This window comes from Roseomonas sp. 18066 (assembly GCF_902706185.1).
GTDB lineage: Bacteria > Pseudomonadota > Alphaproteobacteria > Acetobacterales > Acetobacteraceae > Pseudoroseomonas.
In genome coordinates this window covers 20,908-42,883 of record NZ_CACSJM010000036.1, presented here as the reverse complement: position 1 = coordinate 42,883, position 21,976 = coordinate 20,908, and the positions used below count along the sequence as shown (strand labels likewise).

The following is a 21,976-nucleotide window of genomic DNA, read 5'->3' as shown; positions in this document are numbered from 1 at the left end:
CCTTCTGCGCCACCCCACCGCCCCCGATGCCGAGGGCCGGCTGCACCACATCACGCCGCACAATGCCGGCTGGACCTATGTCGGCTTCGACGTGCACCGCCTGGCGCCGGGGGCCTCGGTCACCCGGCTGGAGACGGCGCGCGAGACCTGCATCGTCGTCCTGACCGGCGTCGTCACCATCACCGTCGGCGACCAGCTTTTCGACAAGATCGGCGGCCGGGCCTCGGTGTTCGAAGGAAACCCCTGGTCGGTCTATGCGCCGCCGCGCCAGAGGCTGGTGGTGACCAGCGCGGCGGGGGCGGAGGTCGCCTTCTGCACCGCGCCCGCCATCGGCCGGCTGCCGGCGCGGCTGATCCCGCCCGATGCGGTGGGCCAGGAGCTGCGCGGCAAGGGCACCAATGTCCGCCACGTCCGCAATATCCTGCCCGATACCGCTGAGGCGGAGAGCCTGCTGGTGGTCGAGGTGGTGACGCCCGGCGGCAACTGGTCGAGCTACCCGCCGCACAAGCACGATGCCGACGACTTCCCCAACGAGACGGCATTGGAAGAAACCTATTACCACCGGCTGGCGCGGCCGGGCGGCTTCGCGGTGCAGCGCGTCTATACCGACGACCGCAGCCTGGACGAGACCATGGCCGTCGGCGACGGCGATGTCGTGCTGGTGCCGCGCGGTTACCACCCGGTGGGCGCGCCGCATGGCTTCGACCTTTGGTACCTCAACGTCATGGCCGGGCCGCGGCGCGCCTGGAAGTTCACCATGGCGCCGGAGCATGCCTGGCTCGGCTGGTGACGGCGGCGGGCAACCCGGCCCGCGCAGGCGGCGTTGCAGCTTCGGACAATCAAGGCCGGAGGAGCCATACCATGGGTCGCGGAATTCTGCTCTGGTTGCTGGGTATCCCCATCCCGGTGATCATCATCCTGATGCTGCTGTTCCGCTAAGGCCGGGAGCACCCGCCATGGCCAGCTCTCCCTCCAGCGGCAGCGCGCTCGGCGCCCGGCTCAGCCTCGGCGAGACCGAGCTGCCGTCTTCCTACCAATCCTCGGTCTCGGCCATTTCCTGGGGCGCGATCTTCGGCGGCGCGGCCGGCGCGGCGGCGGTGTCGCTGATCCTGCTGCTGCTGGGCGTCGGCTTCGGCCTGGCGGTGGCCTCGCCCTGGTCGGGGCCGACGGCCACCACCATCGGCGTCACCGCGGCGGTCTGGCTGATCGTGACGCAGTGGCTCTCGGCCGGCGTCGGCGGCTATATCGCCGGTCGGCTGCGCGCCCATTGGGCCTCGGTGCATGCCGATGAGGTCTTCTTCCGCGACACCGCGCATGGCTTCCTGGCCTGGGCGGTCGCGACGCTGGTGACCGTCGGCCTGCTGGCCTCGGCCACCACCGGTGTGATCGGCGGCGGCGCGCGGGCCCTGGCCTCGGCTGGCGGCGGCGTGGTGCAGGCGGCGGCGAGCACCGCCGGCCCGGCGCTGGCGCGCAGCTATGACCTGGACACCCTGTTCCGCCGCGCGCAGCCGGCGATGCAGGGCGACAATGCCCAGGCGGCGGCCGAGGCCGGGCGCATCATCGCCAGCGGCGTGGCCAATGGCGAGGTGCCGGAAGCCGACCGTGCCTATCTGGCGCAGCAGGTCGCGGCCCGGGCCGAAATCCCGCCGGCCGAGGCGCGCAGCCGCGTCGATGCCGCGGTGACCCGTGCCCAGCAGGCGGCCGAGACCGCCAAGCAGGCTGCGGAGACGGCGCGGAAGTCGGCGGCGACGGCGGCGCTGTTCACCGGCCTGTCGATGCTGATCGGTGCCTTCATCGCGGCCACCGCCGCGGCGCTGGGCGGCCGCTCGCGCGACCTCTGATCTTTAAGGAGGCGTGGTGACCAGGGCCCGGGGGCATTGCCCCCGGGCCTTTTTCAATGGGCGGCGCCGCGGCCCATCGGCGGCGCCATCGGGGCATGCAGCGGCGCCAGGCCGACGAAGCGCTCGCCGCGGGCGGCGATCGGCGCCAGGCGATGTGCCTCGCTGGCCGTGGCGCTGGCCAGGGCCGGCAGGCTGATATTGCGCGACGCCGCGGCCTGCAGCGGCGCCAGGTCGACATGCCGCGCCACCCCGGCGGCCAGCGGCAGCGGCGCCAGGTCAATGAAGCGCGGCACGGCGGGGGCGGCGGCCAGCGGCGCCAGGTCGACATGGCGGGCCGCGGCCGTGGCCGGCAAAGCGAGCGGCGCCAGGTCGAGGAAGCGCGGCTCGGCGGCCGGGCTGGCCAGCGGGGCCAGGGCCAGGCTTTCCGCGCCGGCGGCGCCGGTCACCGGGGCAAGGTCGTCGAAGCGCTCGGCCGGGGCCGCGGGCAGCGGCGCCAGGCCGAGGAAACGGCTGAGGCTGGAGGGCACGCCGACCAGCGGTGCCAGGCCCAGGAAGCGGCGCAGCCCGGTCTGCGGCATGGCCTCGGGCCGGGCGTGGTCGGCCTCCGGCGTCGGTTGCAGGCTGGTGGTGGCCGGCCGGTCGGGGCGCAGCCGGCTGCGAATTTCGTCGGTGGTCAGCGGGGCGGTGGGCTCGCCCGGCTCCTGGCCCAGGCCGAGGAAGCGGCGCAGCCCGTCGCGGGCATGGACCAGGCGGGAGAGGCCGAGGAAGCCGCGCGCGCTGCGCTGGCCGTCCTGCTCGCGCTCGAGCTCGATAGGGCGAAGATGCATGAGAGGCCTCCCGCAGGGGGGTGGGGCGGAGGGAAGCCCCTCCTAGGCCGCCCTTGTTCCGTGCTGGGACAGGTTTTCCCAGGTGCGGGTTGAGATTCGGTAAATGCGCGGCGCCGCGTCAGTCCCCGGCGGTCACTCTCCGGCCGCGCGGTGGTGGTGATGCGCCGGCCGCGCCAGGCCGAGGTTCTCCCGCAGGGTCGTGCCGCGATACTCGGTCTGGAACAGGCCGCGGCGCTGCAGCGCGGGGATCAGCCCGTGGAAGACATCCTCCACCGGGCCGGGATAGAAGGGCGGCAGGATGTTGAAGCCGTCGCAGCCGCGATGCTCGAACCAGTCCTGCATCTCGTCGGCGACCTCCGCCGCGGTGCCGACGATCAGGTGGTGGCCGGAGGCGGCGCGGGCCTGGAACAGCTGGCGGATCGTCAGGCTGCGCCCGTCCAGAAACTTTTGTAATTTGGCATGCTCGCTTTTCAGGGCGTTGCTCTCGGCCAGCAGCGGCGGCAGCGGCCCGTCGACATCATGCCCGCTCAGGTCGCCGAAGCTGGTCGACAGCGCCGCCAGGCCGAGCTCGGGATGGATCAGCGATTGCAGCTGCTCGAACAGGTCGCGCGCCTCCTGCCGGGTGCGGCCGATGATCGGCATCATCCCCGGCATCACCAGCGCGGATTCCGGCGCCCGGCCGAACTGGGCGAACTGGCTTTTGACACGGGCGTAGAAGGCGGCCGCCTCGTCGCGGCTGCGCTGCATGGTGTAGATCACCTCGGCCGTGCGCGCCGCCAGCGCCTGGCCGGGGCCGGAGGCGCCGGCCTGAGCGATCACCGGGTAACCCTGGATCGGCCGCGCCACGTTCAGCGGCCCGCGCACCCGGAAATGTTCTCCGCGATGATGCGGGGTGTGCAGTCGTGCCGGATCGAAATACTGGCCGCTTTCCTTGTCGCGGATGAAGGCGCCGTCGTCGAAGCTGTCCCAGAGGGAGAAAACCAGGTCGACATATTCCTCGGCGCGGCGGTAGCGCGAGCCGTGCTCCATATGGCTGTCGCGGCCGAAATTCAGCGCCTCCTGCTCGCTCCAGGAGGTGACGACATTCCAGCCCACCCGCCCCTCGGTGATATGGTCGAGCGAGGCGAGCTTGCGCGCCATGTTGTAGGGCTCGTTGTAGGTGGTGCTGGCGGTCGCGATGAAGCCCAGCCTCTCGGTCACCGCCGACAGCGCCGCCAGCAGGGTCAGCGGCTCGAAGACATCGATGCGGCTGTCATAGCTGAGCTGCTGCTCGTCGCGGGCATTGCTGCGCACGGCGATGCCATCGGCCCAGAACATGAAGTGGAAGCGGGCGGCCTCGGCGTCGCGGGCCATCTGCTTCCAGAAGCGGATGTCGATGGCGGCATCGGCCTTGGCCTGCGGCATGCGCCAGCCGCCGCCATGCGCGCCGGCCCCCACCAGGTTCAGCCCCAAGACCATCTGCTGCCCGTCATCGCGCATGCCGCCGCTCTCCATCCAGCCGGCGCCTATCGAAGACCCGAAGCCGCCGGCCGCCAAGAGGCCATTTCTGCTGTTTTCAGGCGGGTTCGGAGGATGGCGCGCGCAGGAAATCGCGCAGCTGGCGGACATGCGGGTCGCTGCCCGCCGCCGGGCCCAGCCGCAGGGTGAAGACCCAGCTGCCGGCCAGCGACTCCGGCGCGAACAGCCGCACCAGCCGGCCGGCGGCGAGCTCCGCCGCCAGCAGCGGCGAGCGGCCCAGCGCGATGCCGGCCCCCGCCAGCGCCGCGCCGATCGCCTGGTTGAAGCCGCTGAAGCGGATGATGCGCGGCGCCGGCACCGGCTCCCCCAGATGCTTCAGCCAGTGCCGCCAGTCCTTGTCCGGGCTGTCGGCGCTGTGCTCCTCCTCCAGCAGGCTGAGCCGGGCCAGCGCCGCGCTGCGCCCCAGCCGCGCCACCTCCGCCGCCACGGCCGGGCTGGCCACGGGGAAGATCTTTTCCTCGAACAGCAGGGAATCACCCGGCGGGACCTGGCCGGCGCGGGCGCGCAGGATGGCCAGGTCGATGCCCTCCGAGGCCAGGTCGGGCGACCCGGCCTCGACCGCCCGCATATGCCAGTCGACCGAAGGATGCCGCCCGGCGAATTCGGCCAGAAGCGGCGCCAGCCACAGCGAGGCGACCGAGCCATTGGCGCAGACCACCAGCCGCGCGCGCGGCCGCCCGGCCTCGGCGCGGAGCTCAGCGCAGCTCTCGGCGAGGGTGGTCAGCGCCGCCTCCACCGCCGCCAGCAGTTTTTGACCCGCGGCGGTGGGCGCGGTCTGGCTGTGGCCGGCGCCGTTGCGGGCGCGGGTCAGCAGCGGCGTGCCCAGCTGCGCCTCCAGCCCGCGGATCTGGTGGCTGACGGCGCTGGTGCTGACATGCAGCTGGTCGGCGGCACGGGCGAAGCTGCCGGCCCGCGCCACGGCGGCGAAGGCACGCAGCGCGGCGAGGGGCGGCAGCGGCGGGATCATCGCCGTATCATCTAGCTCAACAGCCGGTGAAAAGCTTGCATTTGCCGCGGCGCCGCACCGGTCGCAGCATCGCCTTCCGATCCCGGAGACCGCCTGCCATGTATTTCGACCTGCGCCTCTGGCGCCTGACCCAGGGGCTGCGCCTCGGCATGCTGGCGGGGGCGCTGCTGGGCTTGGCGGCGCTGGCCGCCGGCATCGCCCGCTTCGCCTGCCTGGGCGTGGCGCTGGCCCGCGTCTTCGCCGGCGGCGGGCTGGCCGAGGCCGCCTGGCCGCTGGCGGGTGCGGCCGCCGCCGTGCTGCTGCGCGGGCTGCTGGAGCAGGCGCGGGCGGGCCTGGCGCATCGCACCGCCGCCGCCGTGCAAACCAGGTTGCGGGCGGCGCTGTTCGACCGCATCGCGGCGCTGGGCCCGGCCTGGTTCGCCGGGCAGCGCACCGGCGGCGTCATGCTGGCCATGGTCGACGGGGTCGAGCAGCTGCAGACCTTCTTCGGCCAATACCTGCCGCAGCTGGCCATCGCCGCCTGCGCGCCGCTGGCGATCTTCCTGTTCATGGCCTGGTGGGACGTGCCGGTGGCCTTCGTGCTGCTGGTCGCGGCGCTGCTGACCCTGGTGCTGCCGGTGCTGGTGCATCGTTCGGACCGCCGCGCCGCGCTCGCCCGCCAGAAAGAGTTCAAGGCCTTCGGCGCCGAGTTCCTGGACGCGGTGCAGGGCCTGCCGACGCTGCAGGCCTTCGGCCAGAGCGCCAGCCATGGCGAGCGCCTGGCCCGCCGCGCCCGCGCCCTGTTCCAGACCACCTTCCGCGTGCTGGCCGTCTCGGTCTCGACCCGCGGCATCACCGATACCGGCATGGCGCTGGGCGCCGCGCTGGCGCTGATCCTGGGCGCGCATCGCGTCGCCGACGGGCAGATGAGCCTGGAGGCCCTGCTGGTCGTGCTGATGGCCGGCACAGAGATCTTCCGGCCGCTGCGCGACCTGCGCAGCGTGCTGCACCAGGGCATGGTCGGGCAATCCGCCGCCGCAGGGCTGCACGAGCTGCTGCAGGCCGAGCCCGCCATCGCGCCCGGTGGTGCTACGCTTGACCTGCGCGGCGCGGCGCCGGGGATCGCGTTCGAGGCCGTGCGCTTCGCCTATCCCGGCGGGCGGTCGCCGGCGCATGACGGGCTTTCTTTCAATATCCGCCCCGGCGAGCGCGTCGGCATCGTCGGGCCCAGCGGCGCGGGAAAGTCCTCGATCCTGCGGCTGCTGCTGCGCCAGCACGACCCGCAGGCCGGCGGCATCCGCATCGGCGGCCAGTTTCTTTCCGATGTGGACCCGGCCTCGATCGCGGCATCCATCGCCATCGTCGCCCAGGATGCCACGCTGTTCCATGGCACGGTCGCCGAGAACCTGCGGCTGGGCCGCCCAGGCGCCAGCCAGGAGCAGCTCGAAGCCGCCTGCCGCGCCGCCAATGCGCATGACTTCATCCTGGGCCTGCCCGGCGGCTACGAGGCGCTGATCGGCGAGCGCGGCGCGCGGCTCTCCGGCGGGCAGCGGCAGCGCATCGCCATCGCCCGCGCCTTGCTGCGCGACGCGCCGATCCTGATCCTGGACGAGGCGCTCTCGGCCGTGGATGCCGAGAACGAGGCGCTGATCCAGCAGGCGCTGGACCGGCTGATGCAGGGCCGCACGACGCTGGTGCTGGCGCATCGCCTGTCCAGCGTCATCGGCGCCGACCGCATTCTTGTCCTTGACCAGGGCCGGGTGGTGGAATCCGGCAGCCATGTCGTGCTGATGGCCGCTGGCGGCACCTATTTCCGCCTGATGGGCGCCCAGGCCGCCGAGCGCGGCGCCGGCGCGCCGCCCGACCGTCTGGACGTTGCCGCCGTGCCCGACGCCGAGCCTGCGGCGGCGCCGATCGACCTGAATGCCGAGGCCGCCGCCATCGGCGGGCGCGAGACCTTTTCCAGCCTGATCCGCTACATCCTGCCCTGGCGCGGCAAGCTGGCGCTGACCGTCGTGCTGGGCATCGGCCGTGTCGCCGCCTTCATCGGTGTCGGCGTCACCGGCGCGCTGCTGACCGCGGCGCTGGGGCGTGGCGAGCCGATCGGCGCGCTGGCGGTGGCCCTGCTGGTCCTGGCGCCGCTGGCCGGCGTGCTGCACTGGCTGGAATCCTGGCTGGCGCATGACATGGCCTATCGCCTGCTGGCCGAGATGCGCATCGACCTCTTCGCGCGCCTCGACGCGCTGGGCCCGGCCTATCTGCTGCGCCGCCGCGCCGGCGACCTGGTCGCGCTGGCCACCACCGATGTCGAGACCGTCGAATATTTCTACGCGCATACCGTGGCCCCGGCGGTGGTGGCGCTGCTGGTGCCGGCCACCGTGCTGCTGGTGCTGGGCTTCTTCGCCTGGCCGCTGGCGCTGGCGCTGTTCCCCTTCCTGCTCTTCGCGGGGCTGTCGCCGCTGCGTGGCCGGGCGCGGATCGACGCGCTGGGCAGCCAGGCGCGCGGCGCGCTGGGCGAGCTCGGCGCCCATGTCACCGAGACCATCCAGGGCCTGGCCGACCTGCTGGCCTTCCAGGCGGTGCCGCTGCGGCGCGCGGGCTTCCTCGAGCGTGTCGCCGCCTATCAGACGCGGCGGCTGGCGCTGCAGCACGACCAGGCCCGCGCCTCGGCCGGGCTGGAGGTCGCGACCGGGTTGGGCGGGCTGGCCGTCGCCGCCGGCGGCGCGCTGCTGGTGGCGCAGGGGCAGCTGGCGGCCGGGCTGCTGCCGATGCTGATCCTGCTGGCCATCGCGGGCTTCCTGCCGGTTTCCGAGATCGCCCAGGTCGGGCGGCAGCTGGCGGACACCATCGCCTCCACCCGGCGGCTGCGGCTGGTGGAGCGCGAGCAGCCGCGCATCCGCCCAGGCACGCTGACGCCGGCGACGCCGCAGGGCGGTTCCGAGATCCGCTTCGACGATGTCTGCTTCAGCTATGATGGCCGCGGCAGCCGTGCGCTGTCGTCGCTGGATCTGGTGCTGCCGGCCGGGCGCACCGCCGCGCTGGTCGGGCCCTCCGGCGCCGGCAAGTCGACGGTGGCCGCGCTGCTGCTGCGCTTCTTCGATCCCGATGCCGGCCGCATCACGCTGGACGGCATGGATCTGCGCGAGCTGACCCTGGATGGGCTGCGCCGCCATGTCGCGCTGGTCGCCCAGGATACTTTTCTGTTCAACGATACATTGGAAGCGAACATCCGGATGGCGCGGCCGGAGGCGAGTGCTGAGGAACTGGCGCGCGCCATCGAGCAGGCCTCGCTTCGGGACTTCGTTGCGAGCCTGCCACAGGGCCTGGACACGCCGGTCGGCGAGCGCGGGCTGCAATTGTCGGGCGGGCAACGGCAGCGCATCGCCATCGCCCGCGCCTTCCTGAAGGACGCGCCGGTGCTGGTGCTGGACGAGGCGACCTCGCATCTCGACGCCATCAGCGAGGCCGAGGTGCGCGCCGCCCTGCAAGGCCTGATGAAAAGCCGCACCGTGCTGGTGATCGCGCATCGCCTGTCCACCATCCGCGAGGCCGACACCATCCTGGTCATGCAGGCCGGCCAGCTGGTCGAGGCCGGCCCGCATGACGCGCTGCTGGCGCAAGGCGGCGCCTATGCCCGCCTGGTCGCCTGGCAGATGGAGGGCGCCGCCTAGCCGGCCAGCGCCGCGACGCTGTCCAGCAGCACCGCGGCGCCGGCGGCGAGCTCCTCCGGCGCGGTGAATTCGCGCGGATTGTGGCTGATGCCGCCGCGGCTGGGGACGAAGATCATCGCCGCCGGGCAGAGCCGCGCCATCATCTGCGCGTCATGCCCGGCACCGGAGGTGATGCGGCGGCAGGTGAGGTTGCGGCTTGCCGCGCTGGCCACGACCTGGGCGACGATGCCGGCATCGAAGATCACCGGCTGGAAGCGGGCGAGGCGGGTGGCCTCGACGGTGACGCCCTCGGCGGTCGCCAGCCTTTGCAGTTCAGCTGCGAATGTCTGTTCCGCCGCGGCGAGGCGGGTGTCGTCGGGATCGCGCAGGTCGAGGGTGAAGCGCGCCGCGCCGGGAATGACATTGATGGCGCCCGGATCGAAGGCGAGGGTGCCCACCGTCGCGAGCGTGCTGCCGCCGCGCGGCGCGATCTTCTCGCGGACAAAGGCGATGGCCTGCGCCGCGACCAGCCCGGCATCGCGGCGCATGGCCATGGGCGTGGTGCCGGCATGGTTGGCCTCGCCGATCACGGTGAAAGACTGCCAGGAAATGCCCTGCAGCCGGTCGACGGCGCCGATGGCGAAGCCTCCATGCTCCAGCACCGGGCCCTGCTCGATATGCAGCTCCAGATAGGCATGCGGGCGCAGGAAGCCGGGTGGCGCGTCGCCGTCATAGCCGATGGCGGTCAGCGCGTCCCGCAGCGTCACGCCGTCGGTGCCGCGGATGGCCAGCGCTTCGTCCAGTGCCATGCCCCCGGCATAGACCAGCGAGCCCAGCATGTCGGGGGCGAAGCGCACGCCTTCCTCGTTGGTGAAGGCGGCCTGCGCGACGGGCCGCGCCAGCCGCGTGCCGGCGGCCTGCAGCGCCTCGATCACCGCGAGCCCAGCCAGCACGCCGTAGCAACCATCATAGATGCCGGCATCGATCACCGTGTCGATATGCGAGCCGAGCATCACCGGCGCCGCATCGGCCGGCGCCGCGCCCTGCCACAGCCCGACGAGATTGCCGATGGCATCGACGGTGACCGCCATGCCGGCGTCGCGCATCCAGCCGGCGACCAGGTCGCGCCCGGCGCGGTCGGCCTCGCTGCCGGCGAGGCGGGTGAGGCGGCCCTCGGTGTCACGGCCGACCTGGCCGAGCTGCTGCAGCCGCGCGAGCAGTTTCGCGTCATCAATGGCAGGCAGGTTCATGCCAACGGCTCCGCATCCGGCGCCAGGCGCTGGCGCGCGATGGCGGTGAAGAAGCCGACGCCATGCGGGATGGCATCGTCGGCGAAATCATAGCGAGGGTTGTGCAGCGGCGCGGACTCAACGCCATTGCCGAGGAAGGCGAAGCAGCCCGGCCGCAGCGCCAGGAAGCGCGCGAAATCTTCGGAGGCGGTGATCGGCTCGGCCATTTCCTCGGCATTGGTGGCGCCCAGCGTGGCGCGGGCGGCGGCCAGGGCGGCGGCGGTCGCGCCGGGGTGGTTCAACGTCGGGATGAATTCGCGCGTGTAATCGAGCTCGGCGGTGCAGCCATGCGCGATGGCGACACCCTCCGCGATCCGCCGCATCTCTTTTTCAATCGTCGCGCTGATGATGGGCAGAAAGCTGCGCGCGTCGCCTTGGAGGCGGGCCTGGCCGGGCAGCACGTTGCGCGCGCCATCGGTGGTCAGCTCGGTCACCGAGACCACCGCCGCGGCCGAGGGCGGCAGGCGCCGGCTGACAATGGCCTGCAGCTCCACCACCAGCGCGCAGGCCGCCAGCATCACCTCGCGCCCTGCCTGCGGCTGCGAGGCATGGCCGCCTTTGCCGGTCAGGCGGATGTCGAAGATGTCCTCCGCCGCCATGATCGGGCCGGCGCGGGTGCCGAATTTTCCCACGGCCAGACCGGGGGCGTTGTGCAGCCCGTAGATCTCGTCGAAGGGAAAGCGGTCGAGCAGCCCGGCATCGAGCATGGCTTGCGCGCCGCGGCCCCATTCCTCGGCGGGCTGGAACAGGAAGTGGAGGGTGCCGCTGAAGCCGCCCTCCGTGGCCAGCCGTTCGGCGGCGCCGAGCAGCATGGTGACATGCCCGTCATGGCCGCAGCCATGCATCATCCCGGGCGCGGTGGAGCGCCATTCCGGCGTCCCCTGCTCGGTGATGCGCAGCGCATCCATGTCGGCGCGCAGCGCGAGGCTGCGCGCGCCATTGCCGCGCCGCAGCGTGCCGACCACGCCGGTGCCGCCGACGCCTTCGGTGACGTCAAGCCCGAAGCCGCGCAGCCTTTCCGCGACCAGCCGCGCGGTGCGATGCTCCTCGAAGCCGAATTCAGGATGGCGGTGGAAATCCCGCCGCCATTCGACCAGCTTCTGCCAGAAAGCGGCGTCGCTCACGCCAGCGCCCTTTCGCTGATCACCAGCACGACGCGCGCCTCGGCGCCCGGGTGGCGGCCATCGGCGATGTCCTGCAGCAGCCCGGAAAAACCCGTGGCGCCGGAGGGCGTGCTGGCCGGGCCGCCGAATTCCTTCAGCAGCCGCGGCGCCTCGACCAGACGTTCCTCGGGCACCGCGACGGCGCGCGGCGCGCGCGGCTGCAGCAGCGCGAGCGCCGGCCCGCTGGCCTCGCCGCAGGACAGCATTTCCGCCACCGAATGCAAGGCGCCCGGCAGGCGCAGCACCTTTCCCGCGGCGAGCGCGGCACCGACCGACGCCGCCGCGGCAGGCTCGACCACCGCCATCGCCGCGGGTGCCGCCAGAAAGCCATCCAGCCCCGCAACCATCGCCGCCGCCAGCCCGCCGACGCCGGCCTGGACATAGAGATGCGTCGGGAACGGCGCTGTCGCCTGATCGCGAATTTCCGAGGCGATGACGCCGTAGCCCGCCATGACATCGCCCACGACGGGATCGTTCGAATTGAGAGAAGTGTCCGCCACCAGCAGCCCGTCGCCCTGCTCGGCGGCCAGCACCGCGGCATCGACGGCGTCGTCATAGGTGCCCTGGACCCAGAGGATCGCCGCACCCATCGCGGTGATGCGTGCGGCGCGGGCCTGCGGCACGCTGGAATGCAGATAGACCGTGCAGGGCGCGCCCGCCGCCCGCGCCGCCGCAGCCACCGCCAGGCCATGATTGCCGTCGCTGGCGCAAAGCAGCGCGGGCAGCTCCTGCGGCCGCGTCGCCGCGTCCAGCAGCACTTCCGGCGCCACCCCGACATGGCGGGCGAGGGCGCGCAGCCCGGCATAGGTGCCGCCCAGCGACTTGAAGCTGCCCAGGCTGCGGGCGCCCTCGTCCTTCACCCAGAGCGCCGCGATGCCAAGCTTTTTTGCCAATTCCGGCAGGCTGCGCAACGGCGTCGGCGCATAGGCCGGGTCGAGCCGGCCGAGCAGGGCCGAGATGTCGCGGGGGGAGGGGAGGGTGTCGTGCTGTGCCATGCTAGCAGACTAGTTCAGCCCACCTGCCTGTTGCCGCCGTTTTCCGGCCACGCTACGCCTGAATCCGGCGTGGCGCGGGGTGACGACGATGAAAACCGGCATCGACCTGGATGACTTCGACCGCGCTTTGCTGGCCGAGGTGCAGCGCGACAACCAGACGCCGGCGCGAATCCTGGCCGAACGCGTCGGCCTGTCGGAAAGCGCCGTGCTGCGCCGGCTGCGGCGGCTGCGCCGGGCGGGGGTGATTCAGGCCGATGTCGCGGTGGTGCATCCGGCGGTGCTGGGCCGGCCGCTGACCCTGCATGTGCTGGTCTCGCTGGAGCGCGAGGGCTCGGCCCTGCTCGACGCCTTCACCCGCAAGCTGCGCGGGCGGGAGGAGGTGCGCCACGCCTGGTATGTCACCGGTGAGGCGGACTTCGTGCTGCTGCTGAACCTGGCCAGCATGGAGGCCTATGAGGCCTTCACCCGCGAGGTCTTCATGGACGACCCCAATGTGCGCGGCTTCCGCACTATCGTCGCGATGCGCGAGGTGGTCGGCCCCGCGCATCGCCGCTGATCAGCCGAGCGGCCCGACCTCGATCGAGCGCAGCAGCGTCGCGCGCGCTGTGCGCAGATGCGTGCGGCAGGTGCTGTCGATCGCCCGCCAGTCGCGCGAGCGCAGCGCGGCGATATAGGCGAGATGCTCGTGGATGGCGACGATGTTGCGTTCCTTCTCATCCGCCTTGTTCCACTGGTAGTGGTAGTGGAAGATCATGGCGATGAGCTGGTAGAAATCCTGGATGAAGCGGTTGCAGGACGCGCCATGGATCAGCCGGTGCAGCCATTCATCCAATTGAGAAAAATCGCTGAAGCGGCCATCGATCTCGCCAAGCAGCGCGTGGTGCTGCTGCTCGATCTCGGCGAGCTCCGACCAGGGCAGCGCTTCCGGCGGCAGCTCGGCGAAGCGTCGGGCCGAGCGCAGCTCGAAGATTTCTCTGATCTCGTAGATCTCGGCGGCGAAGTCGCGGGTGATGCCCTTGAAGATCCAGCGGCTGTTCGGCCGGCGCTCCAGCAGCCCGTAATGGCGGAAATGCGTGAGATACTCACGGATCGCCGTGGTCGAGGTGCCGAATTGCCGCGCCAGCTCCGAGGCGTTGATCGACTGCCCCGGCCGGCAATCCCCCACCAGCACCCAGTTCAGGAACTTTCTTTCCACGGCATCGGCGACGGCTTCCGTCTGCGGCTCGGGGAAGAATTCGTCGGCGGTCGGATGGCGCAGCAGGCAGCGCTTAGCACCTTCCTGCGCCAGGATGCCGGATGACTGCAGCGCGACCAGCACGGCGCGCACGGTGGTGCGGCTGACCGCCAGCGTCTGCGCCAGCTCCGCTTCCGATCCGAGACATTTCCCCAATTCGCGCTGCCGCAGCAGCACCAGGCAGCGGTTATGCGCCCGCTTGTAGACGGTGTTGGCCTTCATTCGTCGCTCGTTCTTGGCCTGCGCATGAAACATGGCCGCGGCCATGCCGTCCACCCGCCCCGACTGGCCGACTGGTATGGTGGTTTTTTGCACATTAAATACGGGTTGACACTGTCCCGGCGATCGGTTTTTTAAGCTCAATCAACAGGAACCAATAAGCCTGGAGAGGATGTGTCCCCCAATTTCCCCCGTCGCCGGGTGACCGGCTCGTGCCTGCGCGCCATCCCGCCTTCGTTGTGCGGTGCAGCATGAGCGCGCGCCTCATCATCCAGTTCGGCACCAGCCGTTTCCTGCAGGCCCATGCGGCGCTGTTCCTGCACGAGGCGCGGGAGCAGGGGCAGGTGGCCGGCCCGATCGTCGTGGTGCAGACCTCCGGCGCCGCCGACCGCGCCGGGCGCGTCGCCGCCTTCGGCCGGCCCGAGGGCTATCCGGTCATCATCCGCGGCATGCAGGATGGGGTGGCGATCGATCGCCAGATCCAGGTGACCAGCGTTGCCCGCGGCCTTTCCGCTGCGGCCGACTGGGAAGAATTGCGCGGCCTTTTCGTTGCTGATGCAGCCTACGTGATTTCCAACACAGGCGATGCCGGCTATGCGGTCGCCGAATCGGACCGTAGCTCGTCGCTGCTGCAGGGCGATGTGCCCGCCAGCTTTCCCGGCAAGATGACCGCGCTGCTGCATCATCGCTGGCTGCAGGGCGCCACGCCGATCACCGTGCTGCCTTGCGAGCTGCTGAACCGCAACGGTGCCGTGCTGCAGGGGCTGGTCATCGAACTGGCGCAGCAGGCCGGCGCCGAGACCGGTTTCGTAGCGTGGCTGCAGGCGACGGTGATCTGGGCCGACACGCTGGTCGACCGTATCGTCTCCGCCCCGCTGGAGCCGATCGGCGCCGTGGCTGAGCCCTATGCGCTCTGGGCCGTCGAGCGCCGCCCCGGCCTGGTGCTGCCTTTCGAACATCCCAGCCTGCAGCTGGCCGATTCGCTTGAGCCCTTCGAGCGGCTGAAGCTGCATATCCTGAACCTGGGGCACACCTTCCTGGCGGAAATCTTCCAGCGCGAAGGCCTCGCGGCCAACACTACCGTCAAGGACATGCTGGCGGATGCCGCAATCGCGGCGCGGCTCGACGCGCTCTATGCGGAAGAAGTGCTGCCCGGCTTCGCGGCGCATGGCATGGGCGACGAGGCCCGCGCCTATGTCGCCACCACGCTGGACCGCTTCAGGAATCCCTTCCTCGAGCATCGCGTCGCCGATATCGCGCAGAACCACGCGCTGAAGGTGGAGCGGCGCATCGCCGCCTTCATCGACTGGGTGGCCGAACGCGATGCGGCGCTGCCGATGCCCGTGCTGCGCGACCTGGTCGCGCGTCACGCCGTGCGGGAGCAGGCATGACCTATCAGTTCGATTTCTCCTCGTTGCTGCCCTATTGGCGGGAGTTTGCCGAAGGGTTGTGGCTGACGCTGCAGCTTTCCGCGCTCTCCACCGTGCTGGGCTTCGTCGGCGGCGCGCTTTGCGCCATCGCCCGCGCCGATGGGCCGCCCTGGCTGCAGCGCGCCGTCGGCGCCTATGTCGAGGTGATCCGCAACACGCCGCTGCTGGTCCAGGTCTTCCTGGTCTATTTCGGCATCGCCAGCTTCGGGCTGATCGTCGACGCCAACCTGGCGGCGGTGATCGCGCTGGTCATCAACGTCGTCGCCTATACCTGCGAGATCATGCGCGCCGGCATCGAGAGCGTGCACAAGGCGCAGGTCGAGGCCGCCGAATGCCTCGGCCTCAACCGCCGCCAGACCTATTGGCACGTCATCCTGCGGCCGGCGATCGAGCGCGTCTATCCGTCGCTGGTCAGCCAGTATGTGCTGCTGATGCTGGCCTCCTCGATCACCTCGCAGATCTCGGCGGAAGAGCTGACGGCGGTGGCCAACCGCATCCAGTCCGACACCTTCCGCAGCTTCGAGACCTATATCGTCGTCGGCCTGCTCTATCTCGCGCTTTCCTTTGTCGTGCGCTGGGCTTTCTGGGGCTTCGGCATGCTGATCTTCACCCGCCGCCGCAAGCTCGGCACGGCGCTGTAAGGGAGGGACGACACCATGCCGAGCTTTGGCTTCGTCCATGTCGAGTTCCTCGCCATCGCCGCGCTGTGGACGATTGGCCTGTCGGCCATCGCCTTCATCGGCGGCGGGATGCTGGGCTTCGTCATCGCGCTGATGCGCGTCTCGCCCAGCCCGTGGGTGCGCGGCATCGCCACGGCCTATGTGCAGGTGGTGCAGGGCACGCCGCTGCTGATCCTGCTGTTCCTGATCTATTTCGGCCTGGCCATCATCGGCTTCGACCAGCTGCCCGCGGTCATCGCCGCCGGCGCCGGCCTGACCATCTATTCCTCGGGCTTCCTCGGCGAGATCTGGCGCGGCTGCATCGAGAGCGTGCCGAAGACGCAGTGGGAGGCGGCGGAATGCCTCGCCATGACGCGCTGGCAGCGGATGACGCGCGTCATCCTGCCGCAGGCGCTGCGCATCGCGACCGCGCCCACCGTCGGCTTCCTGGTGCAGATCGTCAAGAACACCTCGCTCGCCTCGGTCGTTGGCTTCGTCGAGCTCGCCCAGGCCGGCAAGCTGATCAACAACTCGATCTTCCAGCCCTTCGTGGTCTTCGTCACGGTGGCCTGCTTCTACTTCATCATCTGCTATCCGCTGTCGGCCTGGAGCCGCGGGCTGGAAAGGAGGCTCAATGTCGGTCGTCGTTAAGCTCTCCAACGTCCATAAGAGCTTCGGTCCGCTGAAGGTCCTGGATGGCGTCTCCTTCGAGGTGGCGCGCGGCGAGGTCGTCGCGGTGATCGGCCAGTCCGGTTCCGGCAAGTCGACCGCGCTGCGCTGCATCAACGCGCTGGAGACCATCCAGCAGGGCAGCATCGAGGTCTGCGGTCATGCCGTGCATGACGAGAAGCTCGACAAGCGCGCGCTGCGCCTCGATGTCGGCATCGTCTTCCAGAGCTACAACCTCTTCCCGCATCTGACGGCCGAGCAGAACATCATGCTGGCGCCGACCTGCGTGAAGTCGCTGGGCAAGAAGGCGGCGCGCGAGATCGCCCGCGACTGCCTGGCGCGCGTCGGCCTGTCGGAGAAGGCGGATCACTATCCGGAGCAGCTTTCCGGCGGCCAGCAGCAGCGCGTCGCCATCGCCCGCTCGCTCGCCATGCAGCCCAAGGTCATGCTGTTCGACGAGGTGACCTCGGCGCTCGATCCGCAGCTGACGGGCGAGGTGCTGAAGGTCATGGAGGATCTCGCGCGCGGCGGCATGACCATGATCCTGGTCACGCATGAGATGGCCTTCGCCCGCAAGGTGGCGAGCCAGGTCGTCTACATGAACAAGGGCCGCGTCTGGGAAGCCGGGCCCGGCAGCATGCTCGACGCGCCGACCACGCCGGAGCTGCGCGATTTCGTCGGCAGCGGTCTCTGACCGCGCCTTATCTTTGCTGGAGGAACCAAGAATGAACCGTCGTACCCTGCTCGCCGCCGGCGCCGGCGCCGGCGCTGGCCTGGCCCTCGCCCCGCTGGCCCGCCCGGCTCTCGCCGACGCGCTGGACAATATCCGCGCCCGCAAGAAGCTGCTGGTGGCCATCGATCTCGGCAACCCGCCCTTCGGCCAGTCCGATGCGCAGATGCAGCCCAGCGGCTCGGATGTCGACACCGGCCGGCTGCTCGCCGCCGATTGGGGCATGCCGATGGAGCTGGTCCAGGTGACCGGCCCGAACCGGGTGCCTTTCCTGCTGACCGGCAAGGCCGACATGGTCATCGCCTCCTTCAGCGTGACGCCGGAGCGCGAGCGCGTCATCGACTTCTCCGCCCCCTACGGCGTCATCCAGATCGTCGTCGCCGGCAAGAAGGGCGTGGAGATCAAGGATCTCGCGAGCTTGGCCGGCAAGCGCGTCGGCACCACCCGCGGCAGCTCCAACGACAAGGAGTTCACCGACCGCAACACCGGCGCGCAGATCGTCCGCTTCGACGATGACGCGACGCTGATCACCGCGCTGGTCTCCGGCCAGGTGGATATCACCGCGACCTCGCCGCAGGTGATGCAGGCGGCCAACCAGCGCCATCCGCAGTCGCCCTTCGAGGTGAAGATCACGCTGAAGACCAACAACTACGCCATCGGCATCCGCAAGGGCGAGAGCGCCCTCCAGGCCGAGCTGAACACCTGGATCAGCGCCAATCTGAAGAACGGCAAGCTGAACGAGATCTACAAGAAGTTCCACGGCGTCGGCCTGCCCGCCGAAATGCTGGCCTGAGCTCGACGCGGCGCCCGGCGTGACATGCCGGGCGCCTTCCATATTCTGCTGACCCTGGAAAGAGATTCCGATGAAGGCCTTGATCTGCGACGAGCCCGGCAAGCTGTCGATCATCAGCCGCCCCGAGCCGAAGCCGGCCGCCGGCGAGGTGCTGGTGCGCATCCGCCGCGTCGGCATCTGCGGCACGGATTTCCACATCTTCCAGGGCAAGCACCCCTTCCTCGAATATCCGCGGGTGATGGGGCATGAGCTGTCCGGCACGGTCGAGAGCGCGCCGGCCGAGAGCAGGCTGAAGGCCGGGCAGAACGTCTATATCGTGCCCTACCTGTCCTGCGGGAAGTGCGTCGGCTGCCGCAAGGGCGTGACCAATGCCTGCCAGAACATCCGCGTGCTCGGCGTGCATTGCGATGGCGGCATGGCGGAATACCTGTCGGTGCCGGCGCAGAATGTCATCCCGGTCGGCGAGACCTCGCTCGACGACGCGGCGATGATCGAGTTCCTGGCGATCGGCGCGCATGGCGTGAAGCGCGGCGGCATCACGGCGCAGGACCGCGTGCTGGTGGTGGGCTCGGGCCCGATCGGCATGTCGGCCATCATCTTCGCCAAGGCGCGCGGCGCCCATGTCACCGTCATGGACATGCGCGAGGACCGGCTGGCCTTCACCCGCGAGCAGCTCTCGGCCGATGCGCTGCTGCTGGCCGATGCCGATGCCGAGAAGAAGGCCGCCCGCCTGACCGACGGCGATTTCTACGACGTGGTGATCGACGCCACCGGCAATCGCGGCGCCATGCAGCGCGGCTTCGGCTTCGTCGCCCATGGCGGCCGCTATGTGCTGGTCAGCGTCGTGCGGGAAGACATCACCTTCAGCGATCCCGAGTTCCACAAGCGCGAGACCACGCTCTTCGCCAGCCGCAACGCGCAGCCGGATGATTTCGCCGAGGTCGTCAAGCAGATGCAGGCCGGCAAGGTGCCGACCCGCGCGCTGAACACGCATCGCGGCTCGCTGGACGATGCGCCCAAGCTGTTCCAGGACTGGCTGCGTCCGGAGGCCGGCGTCATCAAGGCGATCCTGGAAGTCTGACGCGCATGACCGAGCCCCGCACCCTCCGCCTGCATGCGGCGGACAATGTCGTCATCGCCATCGACGCGCTGGCCGACGGCATGCAGGCCGCCGGCGGGGTTCTTGTCCATGGCCGCGTGCCCAAAGGCCACAAGCTGGCGGTGGAGAGCATCGCCGAAGGCGCGCCTGTCAGGAAATTCGGGCAGATCATCGGCTTCGCGGCGAAGCCCATCGCGGCGGGCGACTGGGTGCATGAGCACAACGTCGTCATCCAGGAGTTCGAGCGCGACTACGCCTTCGCCACCGAGGCGAAGCCCGACGAAGGGCTGCGTCCCGGCGAGGCGCCCGCCACCTTCCAGGGTTTTCTCCGTCCCGGCGGGCGGGTGGGCACGCGCAACTATATCGGCATCCTGAGCTCGGTGAACTGCTCGGCGACCGTCGTCGACTTCATCGCCGAGGAGATCCAGCGTTCCGGCATCCTCGCCGATTATCCCAACATCGACGGCGTGGTGCCCTTCACCCATGGCACCGGCTGCGGCATGGCGTCGAAGGGCGAGGAATTCGACCTGCTGGCGCGCACCCAATGGGGCTATGCCAGCCACCCGAATTTTTCCGCCATCCTGATGATCGGGCTCGGCTGCGAGGTTTTTCAAATTCCGCGCCTGAAGGCTACTTATGGCATCGAGGACGGGACGCATTTTCAGAGCCTGGTGATCCAGGAAAGCGGCGGCACGCGCAAATCCATCGAGGCGGGCGTCGCCAAGATCAAGGAGATGCTGCCGCTGGCCAATCGCTCGGTGCGGCAGACGGTGCCGGCCTCGACGCTCAGCCTGGCGCTGCAATGCGGCGGCTCGGATGGCTATTCGGGGCTGACCGCCAATCCGGCGCTGGGGGCCGCCGTCGACCTGCTGGTGCGGCATGGCGGCACGGCGATCCTGTCGGAGACGCCGGAGATCTTCGGCGCCGAGCATCTGCTGACGCGCCGCGCGGAAAGCCGCGAGGTCGGCCAGAAGATCGTCGACCTGATCGCGTGGTGGAAGGACTATGCCGCACGCGCCGGCGGCGAGCTCAACAACAACCCCTCGCCGGGCAACAAGGCGGGCGGGCTGACCACCATCCTGGAAAAGTCGCTGGGGGCGGCGGCGAAGGGCGGCACCTCGACGCTCCGCGGCGTCTATCGCTATGCCGAGCGGATCGACCGGCACGGCTTCGTCTATATGGACACGCCGGGCTATGACCCGGTGGCCGCGACGGGCCAGGTGGCGGGCGGCGCCAATGTGCTGTGCTTCACCACCGGCCGCGGCTCGGCCTATGGCTGCAAGCCGACGCCCTCGATCAAGCTGGCGACCAATTCCGACCTCTATCGCCGGATGGAGGAGGATATGGACATCGATTGCGGCGATATCCTCGAGGGCGTCTCGATCGAGGAGAAGGGCCGCCAGATTTTCGAGCACATCCTGGCGGTCGCCTCGGGGCAGCGCAGCAAGTCGGAATTGTTGGGCTATGGGCGCAATGAATTCGTGCCCTGGCAGATCGGCGCGGTGATGTGAGGCCGTCGCCCGGGGGGTCAGCCCCCGGGCGGCTGCGCCACCAGCGTGACGAAGGCCGAGAGCAGTGGCGGCATGTCGGCCGCCGGCACCGGCAGCTGGTCGGCCTCGATGCGCAGCTCGTCGAGGAAATTGCCGCTCTCGGTATAGAGCGCCAGGCGCAGCGCGTCGTCTTCCACCTGCGGCACGCAGACGACATTCTCGCCGCGCGATTCTTCCCTGGCGACGGCGACGAAGTTGCGGATCTCCTCGATGCCTTCGCTGCGGGCGCCGGCCTCGGTCAGGAAATCGGCGATCTCGGCGCCGGTCTCCGACGCCGCCACCAGGCCGAGCGGCACGCAGCCGCCGCTGCTCTCGAAGACCCCGGCGCGCCAGCGGTCGAAGAGCTGCATGCGGGCATGCTGCTCCGGCGTCAGCTCCGGCTCCTCGCCTTCGGCGGGTTCTTCCGGCGCCTCGGGCAGGCCGTTCAGCACGACCTCCTCCCAGACCGGAATGTCCCAGTCGATCTGCAGGCCGAGCAGCATGGCGAAGTCCTGGCCCTGCAGCGAGCCTTCGGGGGCCGGCGGCAGGTCGGCGGGGGCGCGGCCTTCGAGCAGGTCGAGCAGCACGCGGCGCAGCGCGATGGGCGACAGGCTGGCCAGCCGCTCCGGCGCGCGCCATTCCGGCAGGAAGCGCACTTCCAGCGCTTCCTCCAGCAGGGCGGCGCCGATCATGCTGGCGCCGATCGCCTCGGCATCCGGCAGCGGCCCGGGCTGCAGCGCCACCGGCAGGGCGACGAGCGAGGCCCAGCCGGAGGGGCCCATCTCGGCGCCTTCGGCCAGGACCAGCAGGCTGGCGGAGAAATCCTCGGCGGCTTCGTCGCCGAAGCGGTCGGCAACCTTGCGGCGGGCGACGTCCAGCACGCCGTCGCGGCCGGCCAGCAGCAGCTCCAGCGCCAGGTCGTCGAATTCCGGCCCGCCGCCTTCGCCGAAGGCGCGCATCAGCCGGTCGGCCGGGCTGCCGGTGATCTTGGCGGCGCTCAGGCGGGGCTTGGCCAGCGTGGGGTCGAGGCCGAGGACGCGCAGCGCGGTCTCGCCCTGCAGCAGGCGCTCGCGGTCGCGCCAGGCCAGGCGGTTGGCCTGGGTATCGGCGCGGCCATCCATGTAGCGGCGGAAGGCGCCGCGGTCGGCGCGCTGGACGAAGACCTGGACACCGTGGCGGGCCAGCACCTCGGCGGCGGCGCGGTTGGCGGCATTGACCGCGTCGATGTCGGTCTGCCCCGGCCGCAGCGTGTCGAGGCTGTCGGCATCGGCGTAGTGGGTGAAGAGGATGGCACCCAGGTCGGGGGCGAATTCCTCGGCCAGGGCGGCGGCCTGCGCCGCGGCATCGTGATCGGCCATAGGGGTGTGTCCTGCGCTTTGGCCGAA

General features: G+C 70.5%; 19 protein-coding genes. 11 read left to right on the top strand and 8 right to left on the bottom strand.

All coding sequences use genetic code 11. From position 1 onward, the window contains the following. The coding region (gene iolB, locus GVN67_RS09905) for a 5-deoxy-glucuronate isomerase (RefSeq protein WP_255430383.1) at positions 1–790 on the top strand (790 nt) is incomplete at its 5' end. 166 nt (positions 791–956) lie between these two features. Then, on the top strand, positions 957–1,841 hold the full coding sequence (locus GVN67_RS09895) for a hypothetical protein (protein ID WP_159995325.1): 885 nt from the start codon (positions 957–959) through the stop codon (positions 1,839–1,841). A 53-nt stretch (positions 1,842–1,894) separates the two neighbouring features. Here the strand turns inward: GVN67_RS09895 and GVN67_RS09890 are convergent, their stop codons facing one another. The 3 genes from GVN67_RS09890 to GVN67_RS09880 form a co-directional block, all read right to left on the bottom strand. Beyond that, positions 1,895–2,668, bottom strand: coding sequence for a hypothetical protein (locus GVN67_RS09890; RefSeq protein ID WP_159995323.1), 774 nt, complete (start codon positions 2,666–2,668; stop codon positions 1,895–1,897). Positions 2,669–2,800: 132 nt separating this feature from the next. Further along, complete coding sequence (locus GVN67_RS09885) at positions 2,801–4,147, bottom strand: LLM class flavin-dependent oxidoreductase (protein ID WP_235035218.1); 1,347 nt, start codon at positions 4,145–4,147, stop codon at positions 2,801–2,803. A 76-nt stretch (positions 4,148–4,223) separates the two neighbouring features. Further along, the gene (locus GVN67_RS09880; RefSeq protein ID WP_159995321.1) at positions 4,224–5,153 is read right to left on the bottom strand and encodes a LysR substrate-binding domain-containing protein; all 930 of its coding nucleotides are present in this window, start codon (positions 5,151–5,153) and stop codon (positions 4,224–4,226) included. A 98-nt stretch (positions 5,154–5,251) separates the two neighbouring features. Between GVN67_RS09880 and GVN67_RS09875 the strand changes: the two genes are divergently transcribed. Continuing rightward, positions 5,252–8,803, top strand: coding sequence for an ABC transporter ATP-binding protein (locus GVN67_RS09875; RefSeq protein WP_159995319.1), 3,552 nt, complete (start codon positions 5,252–5,254; stop codon positions 8,801–8,803). Here GVN67_RS09875 and GVN67_RS09870 read toward each other — a convergent pair. From GVN67_RS09870 to GVN67_RS09860, 3 genes are read right to left on the bottom strand one after another with little or no spacing between them, the layout of a single operon-like run. Beyond that, positions 8,800–10,032 (bottom strand): Zn-dependent hydrolase, encoded by a 1,233-nt coding sequence (locus GVN67_RS09870; protein ID WP_159995317.1) that lies wholly within the window; start codon positions 10,030–10,032, stop codon positions 8,800–8,802. The two genes, GVN67_RS09875 and GVN67_RS09870, sit on opposite strands and share 4 nt — an antisense overlap. Beyond that, complete coding sequence (locus GVN67_RS09865) at positions 10,029–11,195, bottom strand: amidohydrolase (protein WP_159995315.1); 1,167 nt, start codon at positions 11,193–11,195, stop codon at positions 10,029–10,031. The genes GVN67_RS09870 and GVN67_RS09865 overlap by 4 nt, the downstream gene beginning before the upstream one ends. Continuing rightward, positions 11,192–12,229: a pyridoxal-phosphate dependent enzyme gene (locus GVN67_RS09860; RefSeq protein WP_159995313.1), complete on the bottom strand. Its 1,038-nt coding sequence runs from the start codon at positions 12,227–12,229 to the stop codon at positions 11,192–11,194. Before GVN67_RS09860 ends, GVN67_RS09865 begins: the two co-directional genes overlap by 4 nt. A gap of 88 nt (positions 12,230–12,317) precedes the next feature. Between GVN67_RS09860 and GVN67_RS09855 the strand changes: the two genes are divergently transcribed. After that, positions 12,318–12,785, top strand: a complete 468-nt coding sequence (locus GVN67_RS09855; protein ID WP_159995333.1) for an Lrp/AsnC family transcriptional regulator — start codon at positions 12,318–12,320, stop codon at positions 12,783–12,785. Here the strand turns inward: GVN67_RS09855 and GVN67_RS09850 are convergent, their stop codons facing one another. Next, the gene (locus tag GVN67_RS09850) at positions 12,786–13,685 is read right to left on the bottom strand and encodes a GntR family transcriptional regulator (protein WP_159995311.1); all 900 of its coding nucleotides are present in this window, start codon (positions 13,683–13,685) and stop codon (positions 12,786–12,788) included. A 248-nt stretch (positions 13,686–13,933) separates the two neighbouring features. Here GVN67_RS09850 and GVN67_RS09845 point away from each other — a divergent pair, with 248 nt between their 5' ends. From GVN67_RS09845 to GVN67_RS09815, 7 genes are all read left to right on the top strand, one after another. Beyond that, positions 13,934–15,073 carry a mannitol dehydrogenase family protein gene (locus GVN67_RS09845; RefSeq protein ID WP_159995309.1) on the top strand — a complete coding sequence of 380 codons (1,140 nt, stop codon included), beginning with the start codon at positions 13,934–13,936 and terminating at the stop codon, positions 15,071–15,073. After that, positions 15,070–15,753, top strand: coding sequence for an amino acid ABC transporter permease (locus GVN67_RS09840; protein WP_159995307.1), 684 nt, complete (start codon positions 15,070–15,072; stop codon positions 15,751–15,753). The genes GVN67_RS09845 and GVN67_RS09840 overlap by 4 nt, the downstream gene beginning before the upstream one ends. 15 nt (positions 15,754–15,768) lie before the next feature. Further along, positions 15,769–16,422: an amino acid ABC transporter permease gene (locus GVN67_RS09835; protein WP_159995305.1), complete on the top strand. Its 654-nt coding sequence runs from the start codon at positions 15,769–15,771 to the stop codon at positions 16,420–16,422. Beyond that, positions 16,406–17,134 carry an amino acid ABC transporter ATP-binding protein gene (locus GVN67_RS09830; protein ID WP_159995304.1) on the top strand — a complete coding sequence of 243 codons (729 nt, stop codon included), beginning with the start codon at positions 16,406–16,408 and terminating at the stop codon, positions 17,132–17,134. Before GVN67_RS09835 ends, GVN67_RS09830 begins: the two co-directional genes overlap by 17 nt. 31 nt (positions 17,135–17,165) lie before the next feature. Further along, a complete protein-coding gene (locus tag GVN67_RS09825) occupies positions 17,166–17,963 on the top strand; it encodes a transporter substrate-binding domain-containing protein (RefSeq protein WP_159995302.1) in 798 nt (265 codons plus the stop codon). A 70-nt stretch (positions 17,964–18,033) separates the two neighbouring features. Then, on the top strand, positions 18,034–19,044 hold the full coding sequence (locus GVN67_RS09820) for a zinc-binding alcohol dehydrogenase family protein (RefSeq protein ID WP_159995300.1): 1,011 nt from the start codon (positions 18,034–18,036) through the stop codon (positions 19,042–19,044). A gap of 5 nt (positions 19,045–19,049) precedes the next feature. Next, entirely contained in the window at positions 19,050–20,573 is a 1,524-nt protein-coding gene (locus GVN67_RS09815) for a UxaA family hydrolase (RefSeq protein ID WP_159995298.1), read from the top strand. Between the two features lie 17 nt (positions 20,574–20,590). Here GVN67_RS09815 and GVN67_RS09810 read toward each other — a convergent pair whose 3' ends face one another. Next, positions 20,591–21,949: a hypothetical protein gene (locus tag GVN67_RS09810; protein WP_159995296.1), complete on the bottom strand. Its 1,359-nt coding sequence runs from the start codon at positions 21,947–21,949 to the stop codon at positions 20,591–20,593. Between the last annotated feature and the right edge of the window lie 27 nt (positions 21,950–21,976).